Source organism: Viridibacterium curvum (genome assembly GCF_039544165.1).
In the GTDB taxonomy this organism is placed as follows: Bacteria; Pseudomonadota; Gammaproteobacteria; order Burkholderiales; family Rhodocyclaceae; genus Viridibacterium; species Viridibacterium curvum.
Map to the genome: position 1 here is coordinate 552,995 of NZ_BAABLD010000008.1, position 22,129 is coordinate 575,123.

The following is a 22,129-nucleotide window of genomic DNA, read 5'->3' on the forward strand; positions in this document are numbered from 1 at the left end:
TTGCTATCCCCGTCCGTATTGCGTGGATGGCACGCATCCCGCCAGCCGTTCCACCCGACACCATGAGCGCCGAACAACGCCTGCACGACCTGGGCCTCAGCTTGCCCGCTGGCAGCGCCCCTGCTGCCAACTACGCCAACGCCGTGCGCAGCGGTCAGCTGATGTTCCTCTCCGGCAAGGCGCCACAGGCCGTCGACGGCAAACTGCCCAAGGGCCGCCTCGGGCGCGAATTCGACGCGGATCAGGGTTACCACTTCGCGCGCTCGGCCTGCCTCGACCTCATCGCCGTCATGCGCAACGAACTCGGCTCGCTGGATCGCATCGCCCGCATCATCGAGCTGCAAGGCTTCCTCAACACCGTCGAGACTTTCGAAGAGCACGCACGCGTCCTCAACGGCGCGTCCGACCTGCTCGCCGCCGTGTTCGGCGAACGCGGCGTGCATGCGCGCTCGGTGGTCGGTGCCAACTCCCTGCGTGCGGGCATTCCGGTCATGCTTCGCGCCGTCATCGAAATCAGCGACCCCCTCGCATGAGCGCCTCACCCGTCCTCAGCGTCGAGAACCTGCATCTGGCCTACGGCAAGCACGAGGTCGTGCACGGCGCCAGCTTCCAGCTGCAACAAGGCAGCATCGCCTGCCTGCTCGGCCCTTCGGGTTGCGGCAAGACCAGCATCCTGCGGGCCATTGCCGGCTTTGAACCGGTACGCGACGGCGAGATTCATTTCGATGGCCGCCGCATCGCCGCCAGCGACCTGCACCTCGCGCCCGAAGCGCGACGCATCGGCATGGTGTTCCAGGACTACGCCCTGTTCCCGCACCTCACGGTCGCCGACAACATCGCCTTCGGCCTGCGCGACATGGACCGCGCCGCCAGAGCCGCACGCGTTGCCGAAATGCTGGCGCTCATCGGCCTTCCCGACATCGGCACGCGCTACCCGCACGAACTCTCCGGGGGCCAGCAGCAACGCATCGCGCTCGCGCGCGCACTGGCCCCGCACCCGGCGCTGATCCTGCTCGACGAACCCTTCTCCAATCTCGACGTCGACCTGCGCGAGCGTCTCTCGCTCGAAGTGCGCGACATCCTCAAACGTGCCGGCACCACCGCCATCCTCGTCACGCACGATCAGCATGAAGCCTTCGCCATGGCCGACGAGATCGGCGTCATGAGCGAAGGCCGCATCCGCCAGTGGGACACGCCCTACCGCCTCTACCACGAGCCGGCCGACCGCTTCGTCGCCGACTTCGTGGGGCAGGGTGTCTTCGTCAAGGCCGAAGTCCTGTCACGCGACAGCGTGCGCTTCGAGCTCGGCGAGCTGCACGCCAGCGTGCCACGCCAATGCGACATCGGCTGCGAGCGTTGCGAACGCAACTGCCCCATCGAAGTGCTCTTGCGGCCCGACGACATCATCCACGACGATGCGAGCGACACGAAGGCCGAAGTCGTCGCCAAGGCCTTCCGCGGCAGCGAATTCCTCTACACCCTGCGCCTGCCCAGCGGCCAGACCGTTCTGTCCCTCGTGCCCAGCCACCACAACCACGCCATCGGCGAAGCCATCGGCATACGCCTGGATGTGGATCATGTGGTGACCTTCGCGAGCTGAGTGATCGCAGCGTACTGATCCACCTCGTCAGCAGGCATCGCGCACCCGGCACACCGCCGCGAATTTTCCGTATTCGACAGCTACGGCAGATTGCGCCGTCTGTCCGGTCGATTCCTGCACGCCTGTCGTAACCCCGTGCATGCCGAAGGCATTCCACGACTACAATCGGCCTCGCTGTTGGCGTCCGCCATAGCCCCCCAACCTGCAGTCGCAACAATCATGAACAAGAAAATTTTCCTGGCAGCCATCGTTGCTGCCGTGAGCGCATCCCTCGCCAATACCGCCAATGCAGTTGGCACCGATGTCGTCAGCGGCAGCGAGAACATCCTCGGTCACTACTACGTTCCGAATCTCGGCGCATCGAGCGCGGTTTACGGCACTGACGTCAGTGCCTTTGCAGACAAGTGCGACGCGCAAAGCATGCTGCTGTGCCAGACCAGCGGTGGCTATGTTGATGGTTACCACGTCGCGGGTAACGTCTCCAGCAACACGCTTTTCGTGGGCGCAGCCTCCGGCTTTGGCGGTCTGGAAGCCAGCCTCGGCGGCCCCTCCTACTCGGGCAGCCGCTACTACGCCACCGTGCTCAACGATGGCGCGACGAGCAAGTCGTACGGCTTCAACTTCTCGCTGACTGGCGCACTCATCCTCGATTTCGTTGGCAGCGGTGAGCCCTCGTTCGTGGACCAGCAGATCCTCATCAACGTAAACGGCAGCAATGTCTGGAACAGTTCCCATCGCCTCTCTGGCAACGGCGCCACCGCACCCGAGCTGGCCGCGCTCGGCGATCAGCCGGTTGATCCCCTGACTGCCATCTATGCCGGTACGCCGGCTGCGGGCAAGACCGTCTTCACGCTGAACTACACGGGGTATGTCGAACTGGCTACGCTGGCACCGGGCGAATCCTTCACGTTCGAGTACGCCGTGCTGAGCAACGCCGGGGTCTACCCGCTGGGCTACAACTACAACGAACTCGAGGGCAATGCGGGCGGCGCCGTGTCGCTGCTGTCCTCTTCGTTTGGCATCACGACCGCCGTGCCAGAAAGCTCCGGTCTGGCCATGCTGCTGGCTGGCTTTGGTTTGCTGGGCCTGATGGCACGCCGCCGGCTGGGCTGAAAACCGGTACTGCCCACCAAAGGCGCTTCGCTAGCGCACAGCGCCTTTTCTTTGCTCTCACGATATCGGAAGACGCACGGGCAACGCGAGGGGCGGATTCGGGTATCCGGCCTTCCTTGACAGGCCAGCTCGAACAGCCATTCACGCTCGTCAGCGCGCTGGCATTGCTGGCTGCGCTGCAGGCATCAGCTTCGCCTCGCGGATCGGCAGATTGCACAGTGCTGCTGTCGCCGCGAGGGCGATGTCGATCCACCACATCACCGAGTAATCACCGAGCCGCGTGATCGCCAGCCCGCCCAGCCAGGCGCCGAAGAAGCCACCAACCTGGTGACTCAGCAGGGTGAGGCCGAACAGGGTGCCCAGGTACTTGCTGCCGAACAGTTTGCCGACGACCGACGCGGTGGGCGGTACGGTGGCAAGCCAGGTGACGCCGAGGCCGGCAGCGAAGAGGTAGAAGGTCAGCGCGGTCTTGGGTGCGGCGAGATAGAGCAGCACCAGCAGCGCGCGCGAGCCGTACATCCAGAACAGCACGTACTTGCTGCGGTAGTGCTGCACGGCCCAGCCCGCACAGAGGCTGCCGACGATGTTGGCGAGGCCGATGATGGCCAGCGACCAGCTGGCCACGCCGGCCGGCAGACCACACAGCGCGACTTCGCCCGGCAGGTGGGTGACGAGGAAAGCGATGTGAAAACCACAGGTGAAGAAGCCGGCGTGCAGCAGCAGGTAGCTGCGGTCCTGCAGCGCGCTGCGCACGCTGGCGCCGAGGCTGGGCCCGCTGTTCTGCGCAGCCTGCTTCTCGGCCGCCGTCTGTACCGGGCGACGCAGGCCGAAGGCGAGTGGCAGCGCGGCGAGCGTGATGGCGGCAAGCGACCACATGGCCCCCATCCAGCCCAAGGTCTGGATCAGCTTCTGCAGCACGGGGGCGAAGACGAATTGCCCGAACGAACCGCCAGCGTTGATGACGCCCGACGCAAAGCCGCGTCGCTCAGCAGGCAGGCGTTGCGCGGCGGCGGTGATGAGCACGGAAAAGCTGCCAGCGCCCGAGCCTGCTGCCGACAACAGGCCCAGCGTGATGCACAGGCCGAAAGTGCTCGACACAAAAGGCGTCAGCGCGCTGCCGAGCGCCAGCAGTACGAGACCGAAAGCGATGACACGGCCGGGCCCGTAGCGATCCGCAACAGCGCCGGTGATCGGCTGCACGGCACCCCACACGAACTGGCCGATGGCCATCGCCAGACTGATGCTCGCGACGCCCAACCCGGTGCTGGTGTTGATGGGCGAGACGAACAGGCCCAGCGATTGCCGCGCGCCCATGGTGACCATCAGCGTGGCGGCAGCGAGGAGGGTGATGATCCAGTAGGTGGGAAGGCGCGATGCAGGCATGGCCGGCTCCGGCAGGAATGGCTGGGCAGTATCACCGATAAGCCGCGCTGGCGTCAGTCAGGGGAAGGCCGATGCTGTACCGGTCGGGCGACCGGTACAGCGAGGCATGTGTAGGGTGGATAAGCGAAGCGCATCCACCAGCTGTGCGCCCGACGCGTGGATGCGCTGCGCTTATCCACCCTACTCTGGCGGGAGTGTTGCTATCGCACCGAGATTCGCTTCACGCGTTCGATGAAGCGTGCAATGACCTCATGGTCAGGCCATCCAAACCTCTCCTTGTGCCGCTTTAGGTATGGCTCGATATCACGGAACGAAGCATGGGTCGGTGACTCCGACACCGCAAGATCAGCAATGCGGTTTCCTGCAATCCCTTCCACTGACTGCAAGGCTGCTGGCGACACATGATGAATCGCCGCCAACGCAACAATGTGCATCTCCGGCGTCGGCTCCAGATCAGCTTGCCCCTCCCGCTTCAATGCCGCCACGTCCTGCTTCTCATAGATCGACAGCAAGCGCGCACGGTTGCAGAAGCGTTTGATGCCGCGCGGCGTGTTGTCGTGCAGGCGCACGACGTCGAGCCACAGCTGCACGGCTTCGCGGAAGCGTTCGGAGTCGCGCGTGCGCAGGGCGCTGCCGAGGGCCAGCAGCACGCGCTCCTGCAGCACACTCGAACTGCGCAGCGCCAGCGCGAAGATCAGCACCAAGGCGACAAAGCCCAGCCACCGCCAGGGCATGTTGGTGACCTCCGGCTCGCTGAGGCCGATGTCGCCACCGCCCAGTGCGAGATCCGCCTCGGGCACCTGGGCGCTGTTGTCTGGCGCGGCAGGCAAGGCTGAAGAGCTGGTCGCGCCGCCACGCGCTGTCGCTGCAGGCGCCGTCGCAACGCGATCGGGCTCGACGATCTTGAGTGCGGGCAGCTGGCGATAGTTGTTGAGCAGGCGCCCCGTACTCACTGCCGCCGTCATCATCGCCAGCACACCGGCGAGGACCATCAGCCTCAACAACCAGGGCCGCAGCAAGTGCCACCACTCGACGAGCCAGCGGCGGCGCTCGGTCTTGCGCAGATTGTCTTCGGGCGACAGCTTGCGCTGTGCGAACAGCCCCAGACTCTCCTGCGCGCTGGCGATGGGCACGGGCAGCTCGATATGCACGAGCTTGCGCAGGTACTTGTCGGCGTAGTCAGCCTCGGCCTTGTCGTTGGGCGGCTTGATGCTGGCTTTGACGCGTTCCATCGCCATGCCCAGCACAACGAAGCAGCGACCAACGTCCACGAGGTAGTTGGTCAGCTCCATGATGCTGTTGACGGTGTCCGGATTGCAGCGGTCGATGTCGTCGATGAAGATCAGCAAACGGCCATCGAGCGCTTCGGTGAGCAGACAGAACTCGCGTCTGTAGTGTTCGACCGAGCCGCTCGCCTCCTTGCCACCGTTGTCAGACTTCGCACCGAGCAGACTCTGCAGCGGCGCGAGGATCTGCAGCCCGTATACCGTCATGCCGCGTGTGAAGAGCAGCGTGAACAGCCCCAGCAAGGGCACGATGAAGTGCTCAAGCGCCGGGAACAGCGGCTTGAGCGGAATCGACTCGGCCGCCTTGAGGATGGCCTCACGCTCGCTGGGCCACAGCGGCCCGACGCGCTGCTCGATGGTGGCGATGAGCTGGGCGGGTTGCTTGAAGACGCAGCGATCCTCGTCGGCGATGTTGCGCTTGTCACCGCAGCGGCCACTGGGGGTGCCGCTGCCGGACTCCCACACCAGGGCGCTCTTCATGTAGTTGAACACTTCGGGCCGCACCGGCGAGCGCTGCGACAGCTGCACGGCGGCCTTCACATTGCCCGCCGTCGACGTGCTCATGGGCGGCGCATCGCTGCCGTCGGGGTCAGCCGCTGCACTGCTGCTCGATGATTCAGCCGCCGTGCGCGTCAGCACGGGCTTGAGCTTGTCGAGGCTCTTGTCGGTGATGACCACGCGATCCCACTGCAGCAACTGATGCGCCGTCCACCACTTGAGGCGTTCGAGCGCATCGGACTGGCGCGAGAAGTCACCGAGCGCAACCAGAGCGAACAGCGGCACGGCGACGCAGACGAACTTGTAGAACGCGCTGCGGCCCCAGATCAGGCGCGAGCGCACACGCAGCGCAGCCAGTGGCTGGCGGAAGAACTTCGGCACGGCCTGCCGGCGCACGACGTTGAACAGCGCGGTGAGCTGGCGCCCCTCCTGCTGGTGGTGCCAGGCATTGAACCAGGCTGTGCGATAACCCTTGGCCGCCATCTCGGTCTGCAGCATGCGCATCATCGACGACTTGCCACTGCCCCATTCGCCGGTGATCGCCACCGTGATGCGCGGCTCGGTCGCCGCGTTGCGCAGGAAGTCGGCCATCGCCTCGACGGCGGGGCGGTAGCCGAGCCGGTCCTGCTTCACGTCGGTCACGGGCTGATCCGAATCGAATGCTGCCGCCGCGCCTTCGCCCTCGTTGACCGAAGGCTGGCGGCTGCGCAGGTGGCGCGGCACCAGTACCGCCAGCGCGATGCCGCACGCAACGAACACCAGCCAGTACCACGGCGCGGGGTAGCGCACGTAGTCCGCCGCTTCACGCCAGTGCGCACCGCCGTCGCGGGTCAGCAGCACCGTGCCATAGGCACCCACCGCGCGCCCCGTGCGCCCGTCCGGATTCATGCCGATGTGCCACAGCCAGTTGCGCGTCGGCGTGCCCTGCTTCTGCCAGGTGGCGCCGCCATCACGCGTTGCGAGGATGCTTCCGTCATCACCGGCGATCCAGCCGCGTTGATGGTCAGCGAGAAACACCACGCCGGTCAGCCAGGCCTGCGTGCCGGTGTTGACGAGGCTGACAGTCTTGCCACCGTCGTCACTGCGCTCCGCATAGCCTTGCGGCCCGACCCGCCACTGGTATTTACCATCGATGAAACGCGACGGCTGCACGCTACCCGTGCGCGCGACATCCGCCGGCAGGGTGTTGCGGGCCAGTACCGACCAGGTCTCACCCTCGTCACGGCTGCGCAGCTGCAGGTTGTTGGCTGTCAGCACGTCGATGTCGACGCTGCTGCCGACGCGCGCCCACAACAGGTTGGCGCCGGCGCCTGCGGTGATGCGCCGCCAGCCGCGTTCCAGATTGCCGCGCAGCACCGTGCCCTGATCGCCGACGATGAGGCAGTCATCCAGCGCGTCGTCGCATTGCAGGGCATGCAGGTCGCCGCCGACAGCCGTCGCGTCCTGCCAGCTGCGCCCGCCGTCGCGGCTGCTGCGGATCATGCCGCGCTCGCCACTGAGCACAATGCGCTGCCCATCGGCCGACACCTGCAGCGCCAGCGCGCGGAAGTCCGGCCACTCGGCGAGCACCTGGGTCTCGCGTGGCTGACCACGTTCGCGGCTCAAGCGGCTGCCGGCCCCGGCGGGCTCGATGAACCAGGATTCCTTGCCGCCATTGCGCAGCAAACCGCGCGCATTGCCACGCAGGGCCAGCGCATTGCGATCACTGCCCAGCGCCGGTGCCGCATCAAGCATCGACAGGCTGCCCAGCGAGCTGGCCGACCAGCTGCGCCCACCGTCCTGCGAGACGCGCGCGGCGCCCGACGACTGCGCGGGCAGCACCCAGCCGCGCTTGCCGTCTGCCGAGAAGACGACGCCACCAAAATGCGTCTCTGCGCCGACGTTCACTACGGTCCAGCTCTCGCCACCGTCTTCGGTCTTCAGCACGGCGCCGTTCCCACCTACGGCCCAGCCCAGCTGCGCGTCGATGAAGTACACGCCGCTCAGGTCCGCCGTCAGCGGGTCCTTCGGTTCGGGGCGCGGTGTGGCGCGTGGCTGTGGGCGTGCAGCCTGGCCTTTGTCAGCGACTGGCGCGCTCTTGCTGTCTGCCGCAGGTACCCTGCTCTCCGGCAGCACCGTCTGCTGAACCTGCTGGTTCTGGTACGACTGGTTTTGCGACGGCAGTTTGTCGCTTGGCGCAGCCTTGGACTGCGAGGTGTAGGCCTGCTTGATGTCGGGGCCGTCAAAGGCCTGTGCCGCACTGATCAGGTTGAAGCTGGTAGTCCGCGGCTTGGGCGGCTCCGGATGCTGCTGCGTCCAGTGCTCGCCGCCATCCGTCGAGTGCAGGATCAGACCGCCTTCGCCCACCGCCCACAGCTGGCTGGTACCGGGCAAGCGGTATACGTCGCGCAGGTGGCCACGGATGATCTGCCGCTTGAAAGCGTTGCGCTCCAGCGGCCAGGCCCACCAGCCGGGATTACCGACGTCCCAGTTGCCGACCGGGCGCAGCATGTCGGGGTGCGGTGCCTGACGGATCGCGAAAGCCGTCGCCACAGCCAGCAGCACGAGGCTCAACACAATGCCCACCAGCGGCGCGTTGCGGTAGGCGGGTGACTGCGCGCCGTCCGGCGCGGGTGCGCCGCGCGGCGCGTCGCCACCTTTCTCCTGCGGACGTTCCGGACTGCTACCCCCCTGCATCTCGACCATCGCCGACCTCTCTGGAGTTCTTACCGCCGTCTCGCGCAGCGGAATGGCTGGATGCTAGGTGGCCGTGGCGGCGCTTTCAAGCGCCCATTCGGGGCTGCAAGGACACAGATCCTCACAGTCGTCACTCAAGCGGCATGTATTTCAGGTCGTTACCGTCTTCAGAAAGCCATTTTCGGCTCTCCCAGCCCTTTCACCGGAGGCACCATGTTCTCCCAATGGTCCGTTGCCAAGCGCTTAGGCGCTCTCGTGGCTGCCCTGCTTGCCTGCCAGCTGTTCATCGCGTTGATGGGCATGCGCAGCAGTGGGGAGATGCTCGATCGTTTCTCGACCACCTACCAGGATCGCGTGATTCCGCTGGATCAGCTCAAACGTGTTTCGGACGCCTATGCCGTCGATATCGTCGATGCCACCCACAAGGTTCGCGATGGCGCGCTGACGCCTGCAGAGGGCTTGCAAAGTGTGGCCCGGGCTCGTGAAGCCGTCAGCAAGAACTGGCAGGCCTACACGGCAACCTATCTCACCGACGAAGAAAAGCAGCTTGTGGTGCAAGCCACGGCCCGTCTTGGCGCAGCAGACAACGCCACCGCCAAGGCAGAGGCCCTGATGCGTGCCGACAACAAGGACGGCTTGCGCAGCTTTGCGGCCACCGAGATGTACCCTGCCATCGACCCGCTCACCGCAGCCATCTCTTCACTGATGGATCTGCAGCTGCGTGTCGCCGGCGAAGAGTTCGCGCAAGCACAGGTGGCCCGCCGCAACAGCCTGGTACTCAATGCGGGCGTCCTGCTCGTGGCCATCGCGCTGGGCTCCGGGCTGGCGTACAAGATCATCCACCACCTGCTGCACGCACTGGGCGCAGAGCCGGACGAAGTGTCACGCGTGGCGAGCCGCGTCGCGGCAGGCGATCTCAGCGGCAATGTGAGCGTGCGCACGGGCTATGAAAACAGCGTGATGGGAGCCATGGCCAGCATGCATCGCAACCTGCGTGATCTCGCGACCGACCTGAATCAGAGCGCCAGCGAGGTCACCGCATCCAGCCACGAGCTTTCTGCGGCGGCACAGCAGGTGGCCAAGGGCTCCGAAGGGCAAGCAGATGCCGCGTCCGCCATTGCCGCAGTCGTCGAACAGATGGCCGTCAGCATCGAGACGATCTCTGCGCACTCCTCGACAGCGAGCGACACCGCGATGCGCTCCCACCAGACGGCTGCCGGCACAACCGAAGGCGTCCGGGCCACCGTGGCAGACGTCAACCGGATCGCCGGGACTGTCGCCGCCTCGGCTGAAACCATCACCCGCCTCACCGAACAGAGCCAGCAGATTGCTTCCGTCGTGTCGGTCATTCGCGAGGTCGCGGACCAGACCAACCTCCTGGCGCTCAACGCCGCTATCGAGGCGGCACGGGCCGGAGAGCAGGGCCGTGGATTTGCCGTAGTGGCTGACGAAGTACGCAAACTTGCAGAACGCACCAGCGCCTCGACGGGTGAAATCACGCAAGTGGTGGCTGCCATCCAGGACGCAGGCGCCCGCGCGCGCATCCACATTGATGACGCCAGCACTCTGGCTGGTGAAGGCGCCAAACGGGCCGGAGCTGCCAGTGAAGCCATTCACAGCATCCAGTGCGGCGCCGAAGAGGTCGCTCAACTGGTGCGCGACATTTCCGAGAGTCTGGCGGAACAGAAACTCGCCAGCACCGAAATCGCCAACCGCGTCGAAGTCGTCTCGCAGATGACCGAGGAAAACAGCCAGGCGGCAGGCAGCGTCTCGACGACAGCACGCACGCTCAGCGCCCAGGCCCAACGCCTGCAAGCCGCAGCACAACGTTTCCGGCTTTGACGCCGGGCTCGGCGGCCCGTGCCAGGGAAGTCCGCGCGTCATATGCCACGCCTCACCTGCCGCGCGCCATGACCGCCCTCCCGGCGCAAACAATCACTTACACAATCGCTGAGACGGTGCGCTGACGAAGCCGCCAGAATGCGGGCTCTCTCACTGCCGCAGGTTTCTCACCATGTTGCGATCCCGACTCCGCCTGCACGCAATGGCGGCGGCGCTGTTCATGCTCCCCCTTGCCCAGATCCACGCCCAGGAAATTCCCGGCGATGGCGGTGGTCGCGCCGGCCTCGACCTGGGTGGCGGCGTGGGGCTGCGGCCGCGCTACGAGGGCAGTGACGAACACGCCCTGCGCGCGCTACCGATCATCAGGGCCTATGCGAACAGCCCCGTCGGCCGCTTCGGCCTGGGCGAAGGTGGCCTCAACTGGTCGGTCCGCCCCGCCGAGGGGCTGAATCTGGGCCTGTCGCTCGGCTACCAGCGCGGCCGCAAGGAATCCGCCAGCCAGGAACTTCGCGGCCTTGGCGACGTGAAAGGCGGCACCGAGGTCGGCGCATTCGGCAACTACCGCATCGGGCGCGCCTTCGTGCGGGCAGGCGCCAAGACCCTCACCACTGGCACAGGCAAGACAGGCACCACGGCAGAGCTGGGGCTGGGCTACCTGTTCAGGCTCAACGACAAGCTGGCGCTGATCCCTTCGGCCGATGTCGTCTGGGCCAACGACAAGTACATGCAACGCTACTTCGGCGTCAGCAGCGAACAGTCACTGAACTCCGGCCTGCCGGTCTACACCGCAGGCAGCGGGCTCAAGAGTGCGGGCGTGGGCCTGATGCTGCGTTACCGCGTGACCGACGCCGTGAATGTCTTTGCGCTGGCGCGCGAGAGCGTGCTGCTCGGCGACGCCGCCGACAGCCCCGTCACGCGCAATCGCAGCCAGCCGCAGCTGATGCTCGGCGCGAGCTATCGCTTCGAGCTGAAGTAAGCCCGCAACAACACGTGCATCGTGGCCGGTTGAGGGCGACCCTACGAAACCGGCACAACCAGCCCCTGCAGGTGCGGATTCATCCGCACAACCACAGGTTGCAAACCGCTTCTAGCCCAGACCCGCCAGCGCACTCGCCGGCTCGCTGATCGACTGGAAGCGCAACAGGGTCACCGCATTGCTGTTGCGGTGGCTCAGGAGAGGCATCAGGCCGGCTTCGAGCAAGGCGGTCGCGGCTGTTTCGCCGAGGTAGCGCTCGGCGCAAGCCTGCAACTCGCGCTCGCCGTCGCGCGTAAAGACCCAGGCCGGCAGGTCGCCGAGCTCACGCTCGTCGCCGGGTGAAAAGTCCCAGCCGCTCGCCGCGAACGCGCGGCCGATGAGCAGGGTCGCGCCCAGCGAACCAGCCCCCCACAGCAGGTGTTCATGCTCGGGCTCGCCACTACCGAGCTCTTCGAACGCGAAAGACTCGATCGCATCACTGCCCTTGCCATAGGGCAGGCGCAGCAACAGGCGCGGCGCGGTGAGGCCGATCCACGGTGCCGCCTGGCTTCGGCGCAGGGCACGCCAGCCGTTCAGCGTGGCATCGTCCTCCTCGCCAACCAGCGCCATGTCACCCGCCGCGATGAAGGGGCCGCCTGCTTGCGAAGCGATGAGGCCCAACGCCGCCAGCAAACCAATGTCCAGGTCTGAGGGGCCAAACTTGTAGAGCCCTGCCAGCAGCGACCAGGGCTCACCATCGGGCGCGCTGCGCCAGCGGTCGGCCAGTGCCGCATGCAGGCCACTTTGTGCCAGCTGGCCACCGGCATTGACAATGTCGGCGAGCAATTCGTCGCGCGTCACGTCGAAGAGGTGCAGCTGCAGGTTCTCGTCGAGCTCCAGCTCGCGCAGCAACCACTGCACGCCGCGCCAGTTGGCCTCCAGCGACTGAAAGGCCGGGTCGTGCAGCACCGCCCGCATCTGCTCGGCAATCGCCGCATCGACGGCGGCGGTGTAGGCACGTGTCTCGGAGGTGGTGTCGGGCAGGATGTGCGGCGCCACCACACTGCGGATCAGCGTATCGAGCGGGCTGGCGGGCTTGCTGCTCGTGCTGGCGGCAGGCGCTGCGTTGCCGCCAAGCAGCCCACCGAGCAGGTCGCTGGCAGCCGAGGGAGGCTGGCTGCGTGCCTCGCGCAGGGCCTGGAACAGCGGCAGACGCTGATAGAGCGCGTCCGGGTGGAAGTCGTCGATGTTCGCAAACTGCACGCTGCCGGCGGCGAGCGTGGCGCGCGGCGCAAGGCGCGCCAGCAGATTGTCGAAGTTGTCGATGTCGACCTTGCAAGTCTTGCGCTGCGCCAGCGGCGTGCGTTCGCCCGCTGGCAAACCACTGAAATCGCCCAACAGCAGGATGCGCAGCGGGCCTTCCTCACGACGTTCAGCCTGCGCCGCCTTGCGGCCGGGGCCGGTGGTGAACTCGAACTGCATGCCTGCCATCACGCTCTCCTCTGCTGTGGGTTGTCGGGTTGGGGCGAGTATGGCATCGGTGTGCCGGATCTGCGCAGCGCTGCCGCACCTCTGTCCGGCATTGGCCTGCCCCACAGACAGCCGACTGATGCAGAGGCTATGCGCTGGCGCGCAGGAAGTTGGCCGGCAGGAAGCAGGTCTCCAGCGCACGCTGCGAGAACAGGTAGCGCCCGTCGCACACGAAGCCGAGCTCCTCCCAGTCCACGCGATTGAGCGCAGCAGCGAGTTGCGCCACGTCGGCCTTCTCATCGTGCGGGAAGATCGCCAGCACCGAGCCGTCGTAGTCGGTGCAGGGATGCGTGAAGAAGGGGTCGGCGCGACGCGTCTTGCAGTTGACGTAGATGCGCGGCGCGTCGCTTTTGAAATGGTCGCGCCCCCACATCCACCAGTTGCGTTCGTCAAAGCGGCGGATGCGGCGATTGAGCAGCGCATCCTTGTGCGCGTCGAGATGCGGATGCTGCTGCGCGTAGATCATGCGCCGCGTGCGGCCATCGTCGCGCGTCTTCGAGCAGACGAACTCGCGATTGCCTTCAGGGTGCGCGAACACGCTGTCCAGCCCTGACACTGCGCCGACGCGCACCGCGAACAGTGACGAGAAGGCGCGATTGAAATCCCCGCTCAGGAAAACCAGTTGTCCGTTGTGGCAATCGAAGCGACGCCCATCGGCCATGCGCCGGTCAAAGCGCCCCAGCTCGAAGCGGAAGATGCAGCAGTTGGGCACGGCGCCCTCGAAGATGCGCGCGTCGCCCAGGTCAATGAAGTGCGTGATCGTGCCCTGCTGGAACAGCCACTCATTCATCTTGCGCGCGCCCGTGGCCTTGATGAAATCGCGCGGCACGATGAAGATCAGTTCGCCGCCCGGTGCCAGATGCTGGATGCACTTCTCGATGAAGAAGAGATAGAGGTTGCTGCGCGCGTCGAAGCGGCGCATGTCGAGCTTGTTGCGCGTAGCCTCGGGGATGTCCTGGAAGCGCACATAGGGCGGATTGCCGATGATGCTGTCGAAGCGCTGCTCTTCGAGCGGGTAGTCGAAGAAGTCCATGACGCGCGCGATCTTCGGCGCAACACGCGCGTCGTACTCGATCGCCACGCAATCGGGCATCTGCAGCGCAAACGCGCCGTCGCCGCAGGAGGGTTCGAGCACGCGGCCACGGTTGCGGCGCAGCGCCAGCATCTGCTGCACGACGGCCGGCGGCGTGAAGACCTGGCCGAGGTTGTCCACGTCGAGCTGGCGAGGTCGTAGCCCGGATGCAGCGGAGCGCAATCCGGGATCCAGCGCGACGATTCCCCCGGATTCCGGCACAAGGCCTGCATCCGGGCTACGCATCCGTGGCCCCCACGATGCGGATCGTCTCGCCCGCCACTTCGACCACACTACCGGCGCGCAGCTTGCGCGTCTTGCGTGTCTCGACTTCGCCATCAACCTGCACCATGCCGTCGGCGACCATCATCTTCGCCGCGCCACCCGAGGGCGCAATCGCGAGCAGCTTGAGCAGCTTGTCGAGCTCGATGTACTCGGAGTTGAGTTTGAAAGTCTGGGGCATGGCGAATTGCTGTGGCATTGTTGCGTCATTCGGCGGCTGCCAATGACAAGCTCGTCATTCCCGCGAAGGCGGGAATCCAGCGACGTTCAAAGTCACTGGGTTCCCGTTGCCCTCTCCCCCAACCCCTCCCCCGCAAGCGGGGGAGGGGAGCGGAATGCGGCAAAGCCGAATGTAAAGTTGGCGGGAACGACGGTGATTATCGCACTCAGCCTCCCCGTACACCACCCACCGGAGTCCCGCATGCTCAGCCAGACCGCCATCTTCCTCGCCGCCGCCGTGCTGATGGTGCCCATTGCCCGCAAGCTGGGGCTGGGCGCCGTGCTGGGCTACCTCGCGGCGGGCGTGCTGATCGGGCCTTTCGGCCTGCGCCTTATCGATGACGTAGAGGCCATCCTGCATTTCGCCGAGTTCGGCGTGGTGCTGTTCCTGTTCGTCATCGGCCTCGAATTGCAGCCCTCGCGCCTGTGGGTGTTGCGGCGTCAGGTGTTCGGGCTGGGCAGCGCGCAGGTGCTGCTGACCGCGCTCGCTGTGGGTGGGCTGGCTGTGGCCCTGGGCATAGGCTGGCGTGCCGCGACGCTGATCGGGCTGGCGCTGGCCATGTCCTCGACCGCGCTGGTGCTGCAATCGCTGGCCGAGCGCAACGAACTCGCCGCACGCCACGGGCGCCATGCTTTTGCCATCCTGCTGTTCCAGGATCTGGCCGTGATTCCCCTGCTCGCCCTGCTGCCGATTCTGGCCGGTGGCGGCGGCATGGAGGTGGACTGGCTCGACATTGCGAAGGCCGTCGGCATCATCGCGGCCGTCATCTTCGGCGGTCGCCATCTGCTGCGCCCGGCCTTCAAGTGGATCGCCACGCTGGGCAGCCGCGAGACCTTTACCGCCGCGGCCCTGCTGGTCGTCATCGGCACCACCTTGCTGATGGAGGTGGCCGGCCTCACCGCCTCGTTGGGCGCCTTCCTCGCCGGCGTGCTGCTCGCCGATTCGGAATACCGCCACGAGCTCGAAGCCGACATCGAGCCCTTCAAGGGCCTGCTGCTGGGCCTGTTCTTCATCGCCGTGGGCATGAGTGCCAATCTCGGCCTGCTCGCCACCGATGCCCTGCCGCTCATGGGCCTCGTACTGGGTCTGATGGTCATCAAGTTCGCCGTGCTCTACGGCATCGGCGCCGCCACGCAGTGCGCACCAAGCAGCTCGCGCAAGCTCGCCATCGCGCTCTCACAAGGCGGCGAATTCGCCTTCGTGCTGTTCCAGCTTGGGCGCCAGCACGGCCTGCTGGCCGAGGCGCAGGCCGACTGGCTGGTGGTGGCCGTCACGCTGTCGATGCTGCTCGCGCCGCTGAGCTTCCTGCTCGAAGCGCGCGTACTGGCGCCCAAGCTCGACGTGCAGAAGGACGAGCGCGAGTTCGATGCCGTCGAAGAACCCGACCGCGCCGTACTCATCGCCGGCTTCGGCCGCTTTGGCCAGATCATTGCGCGCCTGCTTGCCCTCAAGAAGATCCCCTTCAACGTGCTCGACGCCAGCGCCAGCCACGTCGACTACGTGCGCCAGTTCGGCTCCAAGGCCTACTACGGCGATGCCTCCCGCCTGGATGTGCTGCACGCCGCCGGCATCGCGCATGCCAGGCTCTTCGTGCTCGCCATCGACGACGTCGAGGCCTCGATCAAAACCGCCGAACTGGTGCGCCGCCACTACCCCGACCTGCCCATCTACGCCCGCGCACGCAACCGCTTCCATGCCTACAAGCTGATGGACCTGGGCGTGAAGCTGCTGGTGCGCGAAACCTTCCACAGCAGCCTGTTCATGGCCGGCGCCGTGCTGCGCGGCCTGCAGGTGCCCGAGACAGACATCGCCGCCGACCTCGCCCGCTTCACCGAGGCCGACGAGGCCAACCTGCTGCGCCAGCACGCGGTGTACCGGGACGAAGCCGCGCTGGTGCAGACGACGAAGCAGGCCAGCGAGGAGTTACGCGCGCTGTTCGAGCAGGATGCAGCGGCGAATCGCGCCGCCGGAAGCACAGGGCAGACCTTGTGAACGAGTCCGCCACGATCGTTGCCAATCACTGGGATTCGTCATCCAGTCCGTGCGAATGCTGCGGCCAGTATTCGCAGCAAATCTGGGGCGATCTGTCCTTGGGCGACACGCGTCTTGCGGCTTACTTCGTGCATTGGACCGAAGGACGGCCAGACCATTTGCCAAACCTCGATCTGATTATCGGCCCTTGGGGAAACGCCAATGATTCCGCCAACCGGATCCTTGTAACCCTGTTGTTCAAGCCCTCGGCGAATGGCGGCTCTTTCATGGTTACTGACGCAAGCAGCAGAGCAGGTCTTTACGGCGATCTGTTCGGTAGAGCCATGCTTCGCGCTGAAGTGGTTGGCACCCCATTGGCCTCAGAGGTGTTTGCTCTTGTCGATGCCCTCTGGCTTACAGAGCCACGGATTGCAGAGGTCAAAGTGCTGAACCGTATTTCGTGACTCACGGCAGCCTGGCGGCTCAGCGCCCCATACGCAGCACTCGCACATTCTGCGGTGTCGGTCTCCTGGCTTCGGGTAGCCTGCCTGTGTAGTGGGCGCGGGGCCGGATGAGCGCCCCTTGATCGCGTTGCTCCAGTGCGTGGGCGAGCCAGCCGACAGTGCGGCCGAGGCAGAAAATCAGGGAGGCTGCGCCACGCGGCAAACCCAGTGCGCGACGCAGGACGACGAGGCCGAAGTCCAGATTGGGTCGATCTGCGCAACGCTGCTCGACGTACTCGCACAGCTCGCTCAGCACAGGCGCGTCGGGCAGGCCTCGCAGCATGAAAGCGGCGCGCGGATCGCCTGCCGGATACAGGCGATGGCCAAAGCCCGGTATGGCGCCTGCGGGCCGCGCCGCAAGCAGCGCGTCGATATGCGTCGGCACGGATTGCATCATCAGGCTATCCAACAGGGTTTCGACGCGCTCGCTTGCGACGCCGTGGCGCGGCCCCGAGAGCGCTGCAAGGCCGGCACACAAAGCCATGTGCAGCGAGGCGCCCGTCGATGCGACACAGCGCACGGTGAAGCTCGACGCATTGAGTTCGTGATCCGCACACAGGATCAGCGCAGCGCGAATGCGTTCTGCGGCGGCAGCATCAACTTGCCATGCACGCGCACATTGCAGATGCAGCGGCTCGCAGGATAGATCGCTTCCCAGCAAGGCTGCTGCCATCGCGCGCAGTAGCTGCGCACAGTGCGCGTGGTGTGTCGCTGCATCGGCTGTCCTTGCCGGCTGCGCGAGTTGTGAAGCCAGACTGGTGAAGCGCTGCATGGCGGCTTCGAGCGGATTTTCCGACCTGCTGTCCGGTAAGCCGGGCACCAACGACTCACCTGCCGGTACATCGTCGAAAACTTCGCCACGACAGGACCAGAACAGACAGGCCAGCTCCTCAAGCGTGGCCTGCGCGGCAAGTGCTACGGCACGCTGCCCGCGGTACCAGAGCTCGCCATCGGCAATCAGGGTCAGCGCAGACTCCAGCACGGGCAGGCCGAAGTCCAGCGTGCTGCCTGCTGCTGCGCGCGGCTTGCGACCCTGCTGCGCACGACGGGCGAGACGCTCCACCTCGCTACGCAGGTAACGCTTGCCACTGCCGTGAGTCGCAGACTGTGCGCGCAACAGCCCGCGGCTGACGTAGCTGTAGAGCGTCTGCCGCGTCACGCCGAGCAGGGTGGCGGCTTCGCTGGAGTCGATGAGTCGGGACATGCGCCATGATGACATTGCCGTCGCGTGGAGACGAGGTCGATTGGCTCGATCAAGATTGACCGGTTCTGGTGTGGGACTCTTGAATGTGGGTACTTACACCAGCGGAGCACGTCTATGCAGACCACGAAAAGCTACACGGAACAAGCACGCAGCAGCGTCGACTTCGGGCGCGCCGCCCTGGACTATCGGCGCCATCGTGCGGGCTTCCCGGACGCCTTGTTCACGCGTCTGGCCGTGCATGGCATCGGCGTCGCGGGACAGCGCCTGCTCGATCTGGGTACCGGCACAGGGAGTCTGGCGCGTGGATTCGCCTTGCGCGGTTGTCGTGTGACCGGGCTGGACCCGTCCGAAAACCTGATGGCACAAGCGCGGGAGCTGGATGCTGAAGCCCTTGTCAGCATCGACTATGTCACGGCGCGGGCGGAGGATACCGGCTTGCCTGCACAGATGTTCGATGTGGTCGCTGCGGGTCAGTGCTGGCACTGGTTCGATCGGCCGCGCGCGGCGGCCGAAGGCTGGCGCCTGTTGCGACCCGGCGGCATCTTGCTGAGTACACACTTCGACTGGCTGCCGCTGCCTGGCAGCTTCGTCGCTGCTACCGAACAGCTGATACGTTCGCACAATCCAGCTTGGGGCGGGCATGGCGGCCACGGGATCCACACGAAGGAGTTTGCGGACTTCTCTGGCGCCGGCTTTCATTCCTTGCAATCGTTCAGCTTCGATGTTGATGTGCCCTACAGCCACGAGGGCTGGCGCGGCCGCATCCGGGCGAGCGCGGGTATTTCGGCAAGTCTGCCTCCCGATGCCGTCGCTGCCTTCGACGCTGAACACTCGGCGATGCTGGCGCGCGATTTCCCGCAAGAGCGTCTGCTGGCACCGCACCGGGTATTCGCGCTGATCGGCTACAAGTCCTTCGAGTGCTAGGGCGAGGAGGTGCCAGCGAAGCGCATCAACTCCGCCGGTTGCGTCAGCAAGTGCGCGGGCTGATGCGCTGACAGCTCCTCGCGCGAGCCATACCCCCACAGCACGCCCGCCGCTGACAGGCCATTGCGGTGCGCGGCGATCATGTCGAACTCGCGGTCGCCGATCATCAGTGACCGTGTGCTGACGAGGCCGCGCTCGCGCAGCCTGGCCATCTGCTCCCACTTCTCGATGTGGATATCGCCACCATCGACGAACCGGAAGTGCTGGCGCAGGCCGAACAGTTCGAGGATGCGTTCGGCGAAGTCGGCGCGCTTGGAGGTGCACAGGCCCAGCGGCACGCCAGAATCGGCGAGCGCCGTGACAGCTTCGGCGATGCCGGGGTAGATCGTGTTCTCGGCGTAGCCCACGTCGCCATAGCGCTCGCGGTATTTGGCGATGAGGGCCTTGATGTGGGCTTCGTCCTCGACGCCGGTGTGTGCCTTGAAGCTGTGAAACAGCGGCGGGCCTATCCAGGGCACTTGCGCTGCGCGGTCGAGTGGTGCGTAGCCGAAATGTTCGAGCGCGTAGTTGATGGAGCGACCAATGCCTTCGATGGGGTCGCTGATGGTGCCGTCGAGATCGAAAAGAATGAAATCGTAGGAGATGGTGTCGTAGGGTGAGGTCATGATGCCTGGCTGCGCGGGTGTCTGCGTGATGATACGTTGGTCGCCACCGTCAAAACACGTATTGCCGGCCGCCCAATGGCCGCCGACAATGCGCCATCGTCCAGCGGAAATTTTTTCATGAGCAGCAAACGAATTGCCGTCTACACCAAGCCCGCTGGCGGGCTCGACGCCCTCAAGGCCTCGCTCGCGGCCATGCAGGAGCAGAACATCGTCGCCAAGGGCTTTGCGACCATGCGCAATGCCAATCAGCCCGAGGGCTTTGACTGCCCCGGCTGTGCCTGGCCCGACCGGAATCACCATTCGAGCTTCGAGTTCTGCGAAAACGGCGTCAAGGCCGTGGCGGCCGAGGCCACGGCGCACCGCGTGACACGCGAGTTCTTCGCCCGCCACACCGTGAACGCGTTGATGCAGCAGGACGACTACACGCTGGAGTCGCACGGGCGGCTCACTGAGCCGATGCGTTACGACGCGGCGAGTGACCGCTATGTGCCGATCAGCTGGCCCGAGGCCTTCGCGACGGTGGCGCAGCATCTCAATGCCCTGCCCGATCCCGATCAGGCGGTGTTCTACACCTCGGGGCGCACGTCGAACGAGGCGGCGTTTCTCTACCAGCTGTTCATCCGCGAGTTCGGCACGAACAATCTGCCGGACTGCTCGAACATGTGCCACGAGCCCTCGGGCGCGGGCATGAAGCCGCAGATCGGTGTGGGCAAGGGCACGGTGACGCTGGATGACTTCACCAGGGCCGACGCCATTTTCATCTTCGGCCAGAACCCCGGCACCAATCACCCGCGCATGCTCGCCGAACTGCGCGATGCAGCCCGACGCGGCTGCCGCATCGTGGTGTTCAACCCGCTGAAGGAACGCGGGCTGGAGCGTTTCTCCGACCCCAAGAATCCGCTGGAGCTGATGGGGGGCGAAACAAAGCTGGCCTCGCACTACTACCAGCCTGCCATCGGCGGCGACCTCGCTGTGGCGAAGGGAATCATCAAGGCGGTGCTCGAAGCGGGCGCGGAGGACGTGCCCTTCATCGCCGAACACTGCGAGGGCTTCGGCGACTTCCGCAGCAATGTGCTGGCCGAGAACTGGTCGGCCATCGAGGCATCAAGCGGGCTGACCCACGCGCAGATCCAGGAAGCGGCGCAGATCTACATGCAGAGCCGCGCGACCATCGTCACCTGGGGCATGGGCATCACCCAGCACAAGCATTCGGTCGCCACCATCCAGATGCTGGTGAACCTGCTGCTGGTGCGCGGCAATATCGGCAAGCCCGGTGCGGGCGCCTGCCCGGTGCGCGGGCACTCGAACGTGCAGGGTGATCGCACCATGGGCATCTACGAGAAGCCTTCTGATGCATTTCTCGACAAGCTGGGTGCAGCCTTCGATTTCGAACCGCCGCGCAAGCACGGTTTCGATGTGGTCGCTGCCATCGAGGCCATGCTCGCCGGAAACGCGAAAGTGTTCTTCGCCATGGGTGGCAACTTCGCCGCCGCCACGCCCGACACCGAGCGCACCTGGGACGCATTGCGCGCCTGCGACCTCACCGTGCATGTGACGACCAAGCTCAACCGCTCGCACCTCGTGCACGGCAAGGCGGCGCTGATCCTGCCCTGCCTGGGCCGCACCGAGATCGACATGCAGGCCAGCGGACCGCAGGGCGTGACGGTCGAAGATTCCATGAGCATGGTGCACATCTCGCAGGGCATGAATCCGCCGGCGTCTCCCGATTTGATGTCCGAGCCCGCCATCGTCGCGCACCTCGCCGCTGCCACCCTGCCGCAGAGCAAGACGCGCTGGTTGTGGCTCATCGAGGATTACCGCCGCATCCGCGACAGGATCGAAGCGGTCGTCGACGGCTTCATGCACTTCAACGAACGCCTGCGCGCACCCGGTGGCTTCTACCTGGGCAACAGCGCGCGCGAACGACGCTGGGTAACGGCCAACGGACGCGCGAGCTTCATGACGCACGCGCTGCCCATCATCCCGAAATCCGACTTCCGCCTCATGACCGTGCGCAGCCACGATCAGTACAACACCACGGTGTATGGACTCGATGACCGCTATCGCGGGGTCTATGGGCATCGCCGTGTGTGCTTCATCAATCGCGAAGATCTGGCACGGCAGGGCCTCAAGGCTGGCGAGTGGGTGGACATCACCAGCGTGTGGGACGACGGCGAACGCACGGCGAAGCGCTTCCTGCTCGTCGAATACGACATTCCGGACGGCTGCCTCGCCAGCTACTTCCCCGAGACCAATGCGCTGGTGCCGCTGGGGGCGTTTGCGGACGAAGCGCGCACGCCGGCCTCGAAGTCGGTGCCGGTGCGGCTGTCGCGGAGTGCCGAGCTTGCGTAGGGTGGGCACGGCGTGCCCACGCGCATGTGGCGACGATTTTGACGCGCGGGCTC

General features: G+C 65.7%; 16 protein-coding genes. 9 read left to right on the plus strand and 7 right to left on the minus strand.

All coding sequences use genetic code 11. The features are described 5' to 3' along the window. The first annotated feature begins 26 nt into the window (after positions 1–26). The 3 genes from ABEA02_RS10335 to ABEA02_RS10345 all read left to right on the plus strand — a co-directional run bounded on the left by ABEA02_RS10335 (position 27) and on the right by ABEA02_RS10345 (position 2,713). On the plus strand, positions 27–533 hold the full coding sequence (locus ABEA02_RS10335; protein ID WP_345532855.1) for a RidA family protein: 507 nt from the start codon (positions 27–29) through the stop codon (positions 531–533). Then, the gene (locus ABEA02_RS10340) at positions 530–1,600 is read left to right on the plus strand and encodes an ABC transporter ATP-binding protein (protein ID WP_345532856.1); all 1,071 of its coding nucleotides are present in this window, start codon (positions 530–532) and stop codon (positions 1,598–1,600) included. The genes ABEA02_RS10335 and ABEA02_RS10340 overlap by 4 nt, the downstream gene beginning before the upstream one ends. 219 nt (positions 1,601–1,819) lie before the next feature. Further along, a complete protein-coding gene (locus tag ABEA02_RS10345; protein ID WP_345532857.1) occupies positions 1,820–2,713 on the plus strand; it encodes a hypothetical protein in 894 nt (297 codons plus the stop codon). A 150-nt stretch (positions 2,714–2,863) separates the two neighbouring features. On the opposite strand, the gene ABEA02_RS10350 is transcribed toward ABEA02_RS10345, so the two are convergent. Then, a complete protein-coding gene (locus tag ABEA02_RS10350) occupies positions 2,864–4,096 on the minus strand; it encodes an MFS transporter (protein WP_345532859.1) in 1,233 nt (410 codons plus the stop codon). A gap of 200 nt (positions 4,097–4,296) precedes the next feature. Next, on the minus strand, positions 4,297–8,565 hold the full coding sequence (locus ABEA02_RS10355) for a P-loop NTPase fold protein (RefSeq protein ID WP_345532860.1): 4,269 nt from the start codon (positions 8,563–8,565) through the stop codon (positions 4,297–4,299). 204 nt (positions 8,566–8,769) lie between these two features. On the opposite strand from ABEA02_RS10355, the gene ABEA02_RS10360 reads away from it, so the two are divergent. Further along, positions 8,770–10,398 (plus strand): methyl-accepting chemotaxis protein, encoded by a 1,629-nt coding sequence (locus ABEA02_RS10360; RefSeq protein WP_345532861.1) that lies wholly within the window; start codon positions 8,770–8,772, stop codon positions 10,396–10,398. 220 nt (positions 10,399–10,618) lie between these two features. After that, a complete protein-coding gene (locus tag ABEA02_RS10365) occupies positions 10,619–11,374 on the plus strand; it encodes a MipA/OmpV family protein (RefSeq protein ID WP_345532862.1) in 756 nt (251 codons plus the stop codon). 111 nt (positions 11,375–11,485) lie between these two features. Here ABEA02_RS10365 and ABEA02_RS10370 read toward each other — a convergent pair whose 3' ends face one another. From ABEA02_RS10370 to ABEA02_RS10380, 3 genes are all read right to left on the minus strand, one after another. Further along, positions 11,486–12,844, minus strand: a complete 1,359-nt coding sequence (locus ABEA02_RS10370) for a type VI secretion system contractile sheath domain-containing protein (RefSeq protein WP_345532863.1) — start codon at positions 12,842–12,844, stop codon at positions 11,486–11,488. Between the two features lie 127 nt (positions 12,845–12,971). Next, positions 12,972–14,138 (minus strand): Eco57I restriction-modification methylase domain-containing protein, encoded by a 1,167-nt coding sequence (locus ABEA02_RS10375; RefSeq protein ID WP_425584674.1) that lies wholly within the window; start codon positions 14,136–14,138, stop codon positions 12,972–12,974. Positions 14,139–14,193: 55 nt separating this feature from the next. Further along, positions 14,194–14,418, minus strand: a complete 225-nt coding sequence (locus tag ABEA02_RS10380) for an RNA-binding S4 domain-containing protein (RefSeq protein WP_345532864.1) — start codon at positions 14,416–14,418, stop codon at positions 14,194–14,196. Between the two features lie 240 nt (positions 14,419–14,658). Between ABEA02_RS10380 and ABEA02_RS10385 the strand changes: the two genes are divergently transcribed. Both ABEA02_RS10385 and ABEA02_RS10390 read left to right on the plus strand, forming a co-directional pair. Next, positions 14,659–16,449 carry a monovalent cation:proton antiporter-2 (CPA2) family protein gene (locus ABEA02_RS10385; protein ID WP_345532865.1) on the plus strand — a complete coding sequence of 597 codons (1,791 nt, stop codon included), beginning with the start codon at positions 14,659–14,661 and terminating at the stop codon, positions 16,447–16,449. Continuing rightward, a complete protein-coding gene (locus ABEA02_RS10390) occupies positions 16,446–16,892 on the plus strand; it encodes a hypothetical protein (protein ID WP_345532866.1) in 447 nt (148 codons plus the stop codon). The genes ABEA02_RS10385 and ABEA02_RS10390 overlap by 4 nt, the downstream gene beginning before the upstream one ends. A gap of 19 nt (positions 16,893–16,911) precedes the next feature. On the opposite strand, the gene ABEA02_RS10395 is transcribed toward ABEA02_RS10390, so the two are convergent. Next, positions 16,912–18,135: a citrate synthase family protein gene (locus ABEA02_RS10395; protein WP_345532867.1), complete on the minus strand. Its 1,224-nt coding sequence runs from the start codon at positions 18,133–18,135 to the stop codon at positions 16,912–16,914. A gap of 114 nt (positions 18,136–18,249) precedes the next feature. On the opposite strand from ABEA02_RS10395, the gene ABEA02_RS10400 reads away from it, so the two are divergent. After that, complete coding sequence (locus ABEA02_RS10400; RefSeq protein ID WP_345532868.1) at positions 18,250–19,059, plus strand: class I SAM-dependent methyltransferase; 810 nt, start codon at positions 18,250–18,252, stop codon at positions 19,057–19,059. Here ABEA02_RS10400 and ABEA02_RS10405 read toward each other — a convergent pair. Further along, positions 19,056–19,724: an HAD hydrolase-like protein gene (locus tag ABEA02_RS10405; RefSeq protein WP_345532870.1), complete on the minus strand. Its 669-nt coding sequence runs from the start codon at positions 19,722–19,724 to the stop codon at positions 19,056–19,058. The two genes, ABEA02_RS10400 and ABEA02_RS10405, sit on opposite strands and share 4 nt — an antisense overlap. Before the next feature lie 117 nt (positions 19,725–19,841). On the opposite strand from ABEA02_RS10405, the gene ABEA02_RS10410 reads away from it, so the two are divergent. After that, positions 19,842–22,076 carry an FdhF/YdeP family oxidoreductase gene (locus ABEA02_RS10410; RefSeq protein ID WP_345532871.1) on the plus strand — a complete coding sequence of 745 codons (2,235 nt, stop codon included), beginning with the start codon at positions 19,842–19,844 and terminating at the stop codon, positions 22,074–22,076. Positions 22,077–22,129 lie beyond the last annotated feature (53 nt).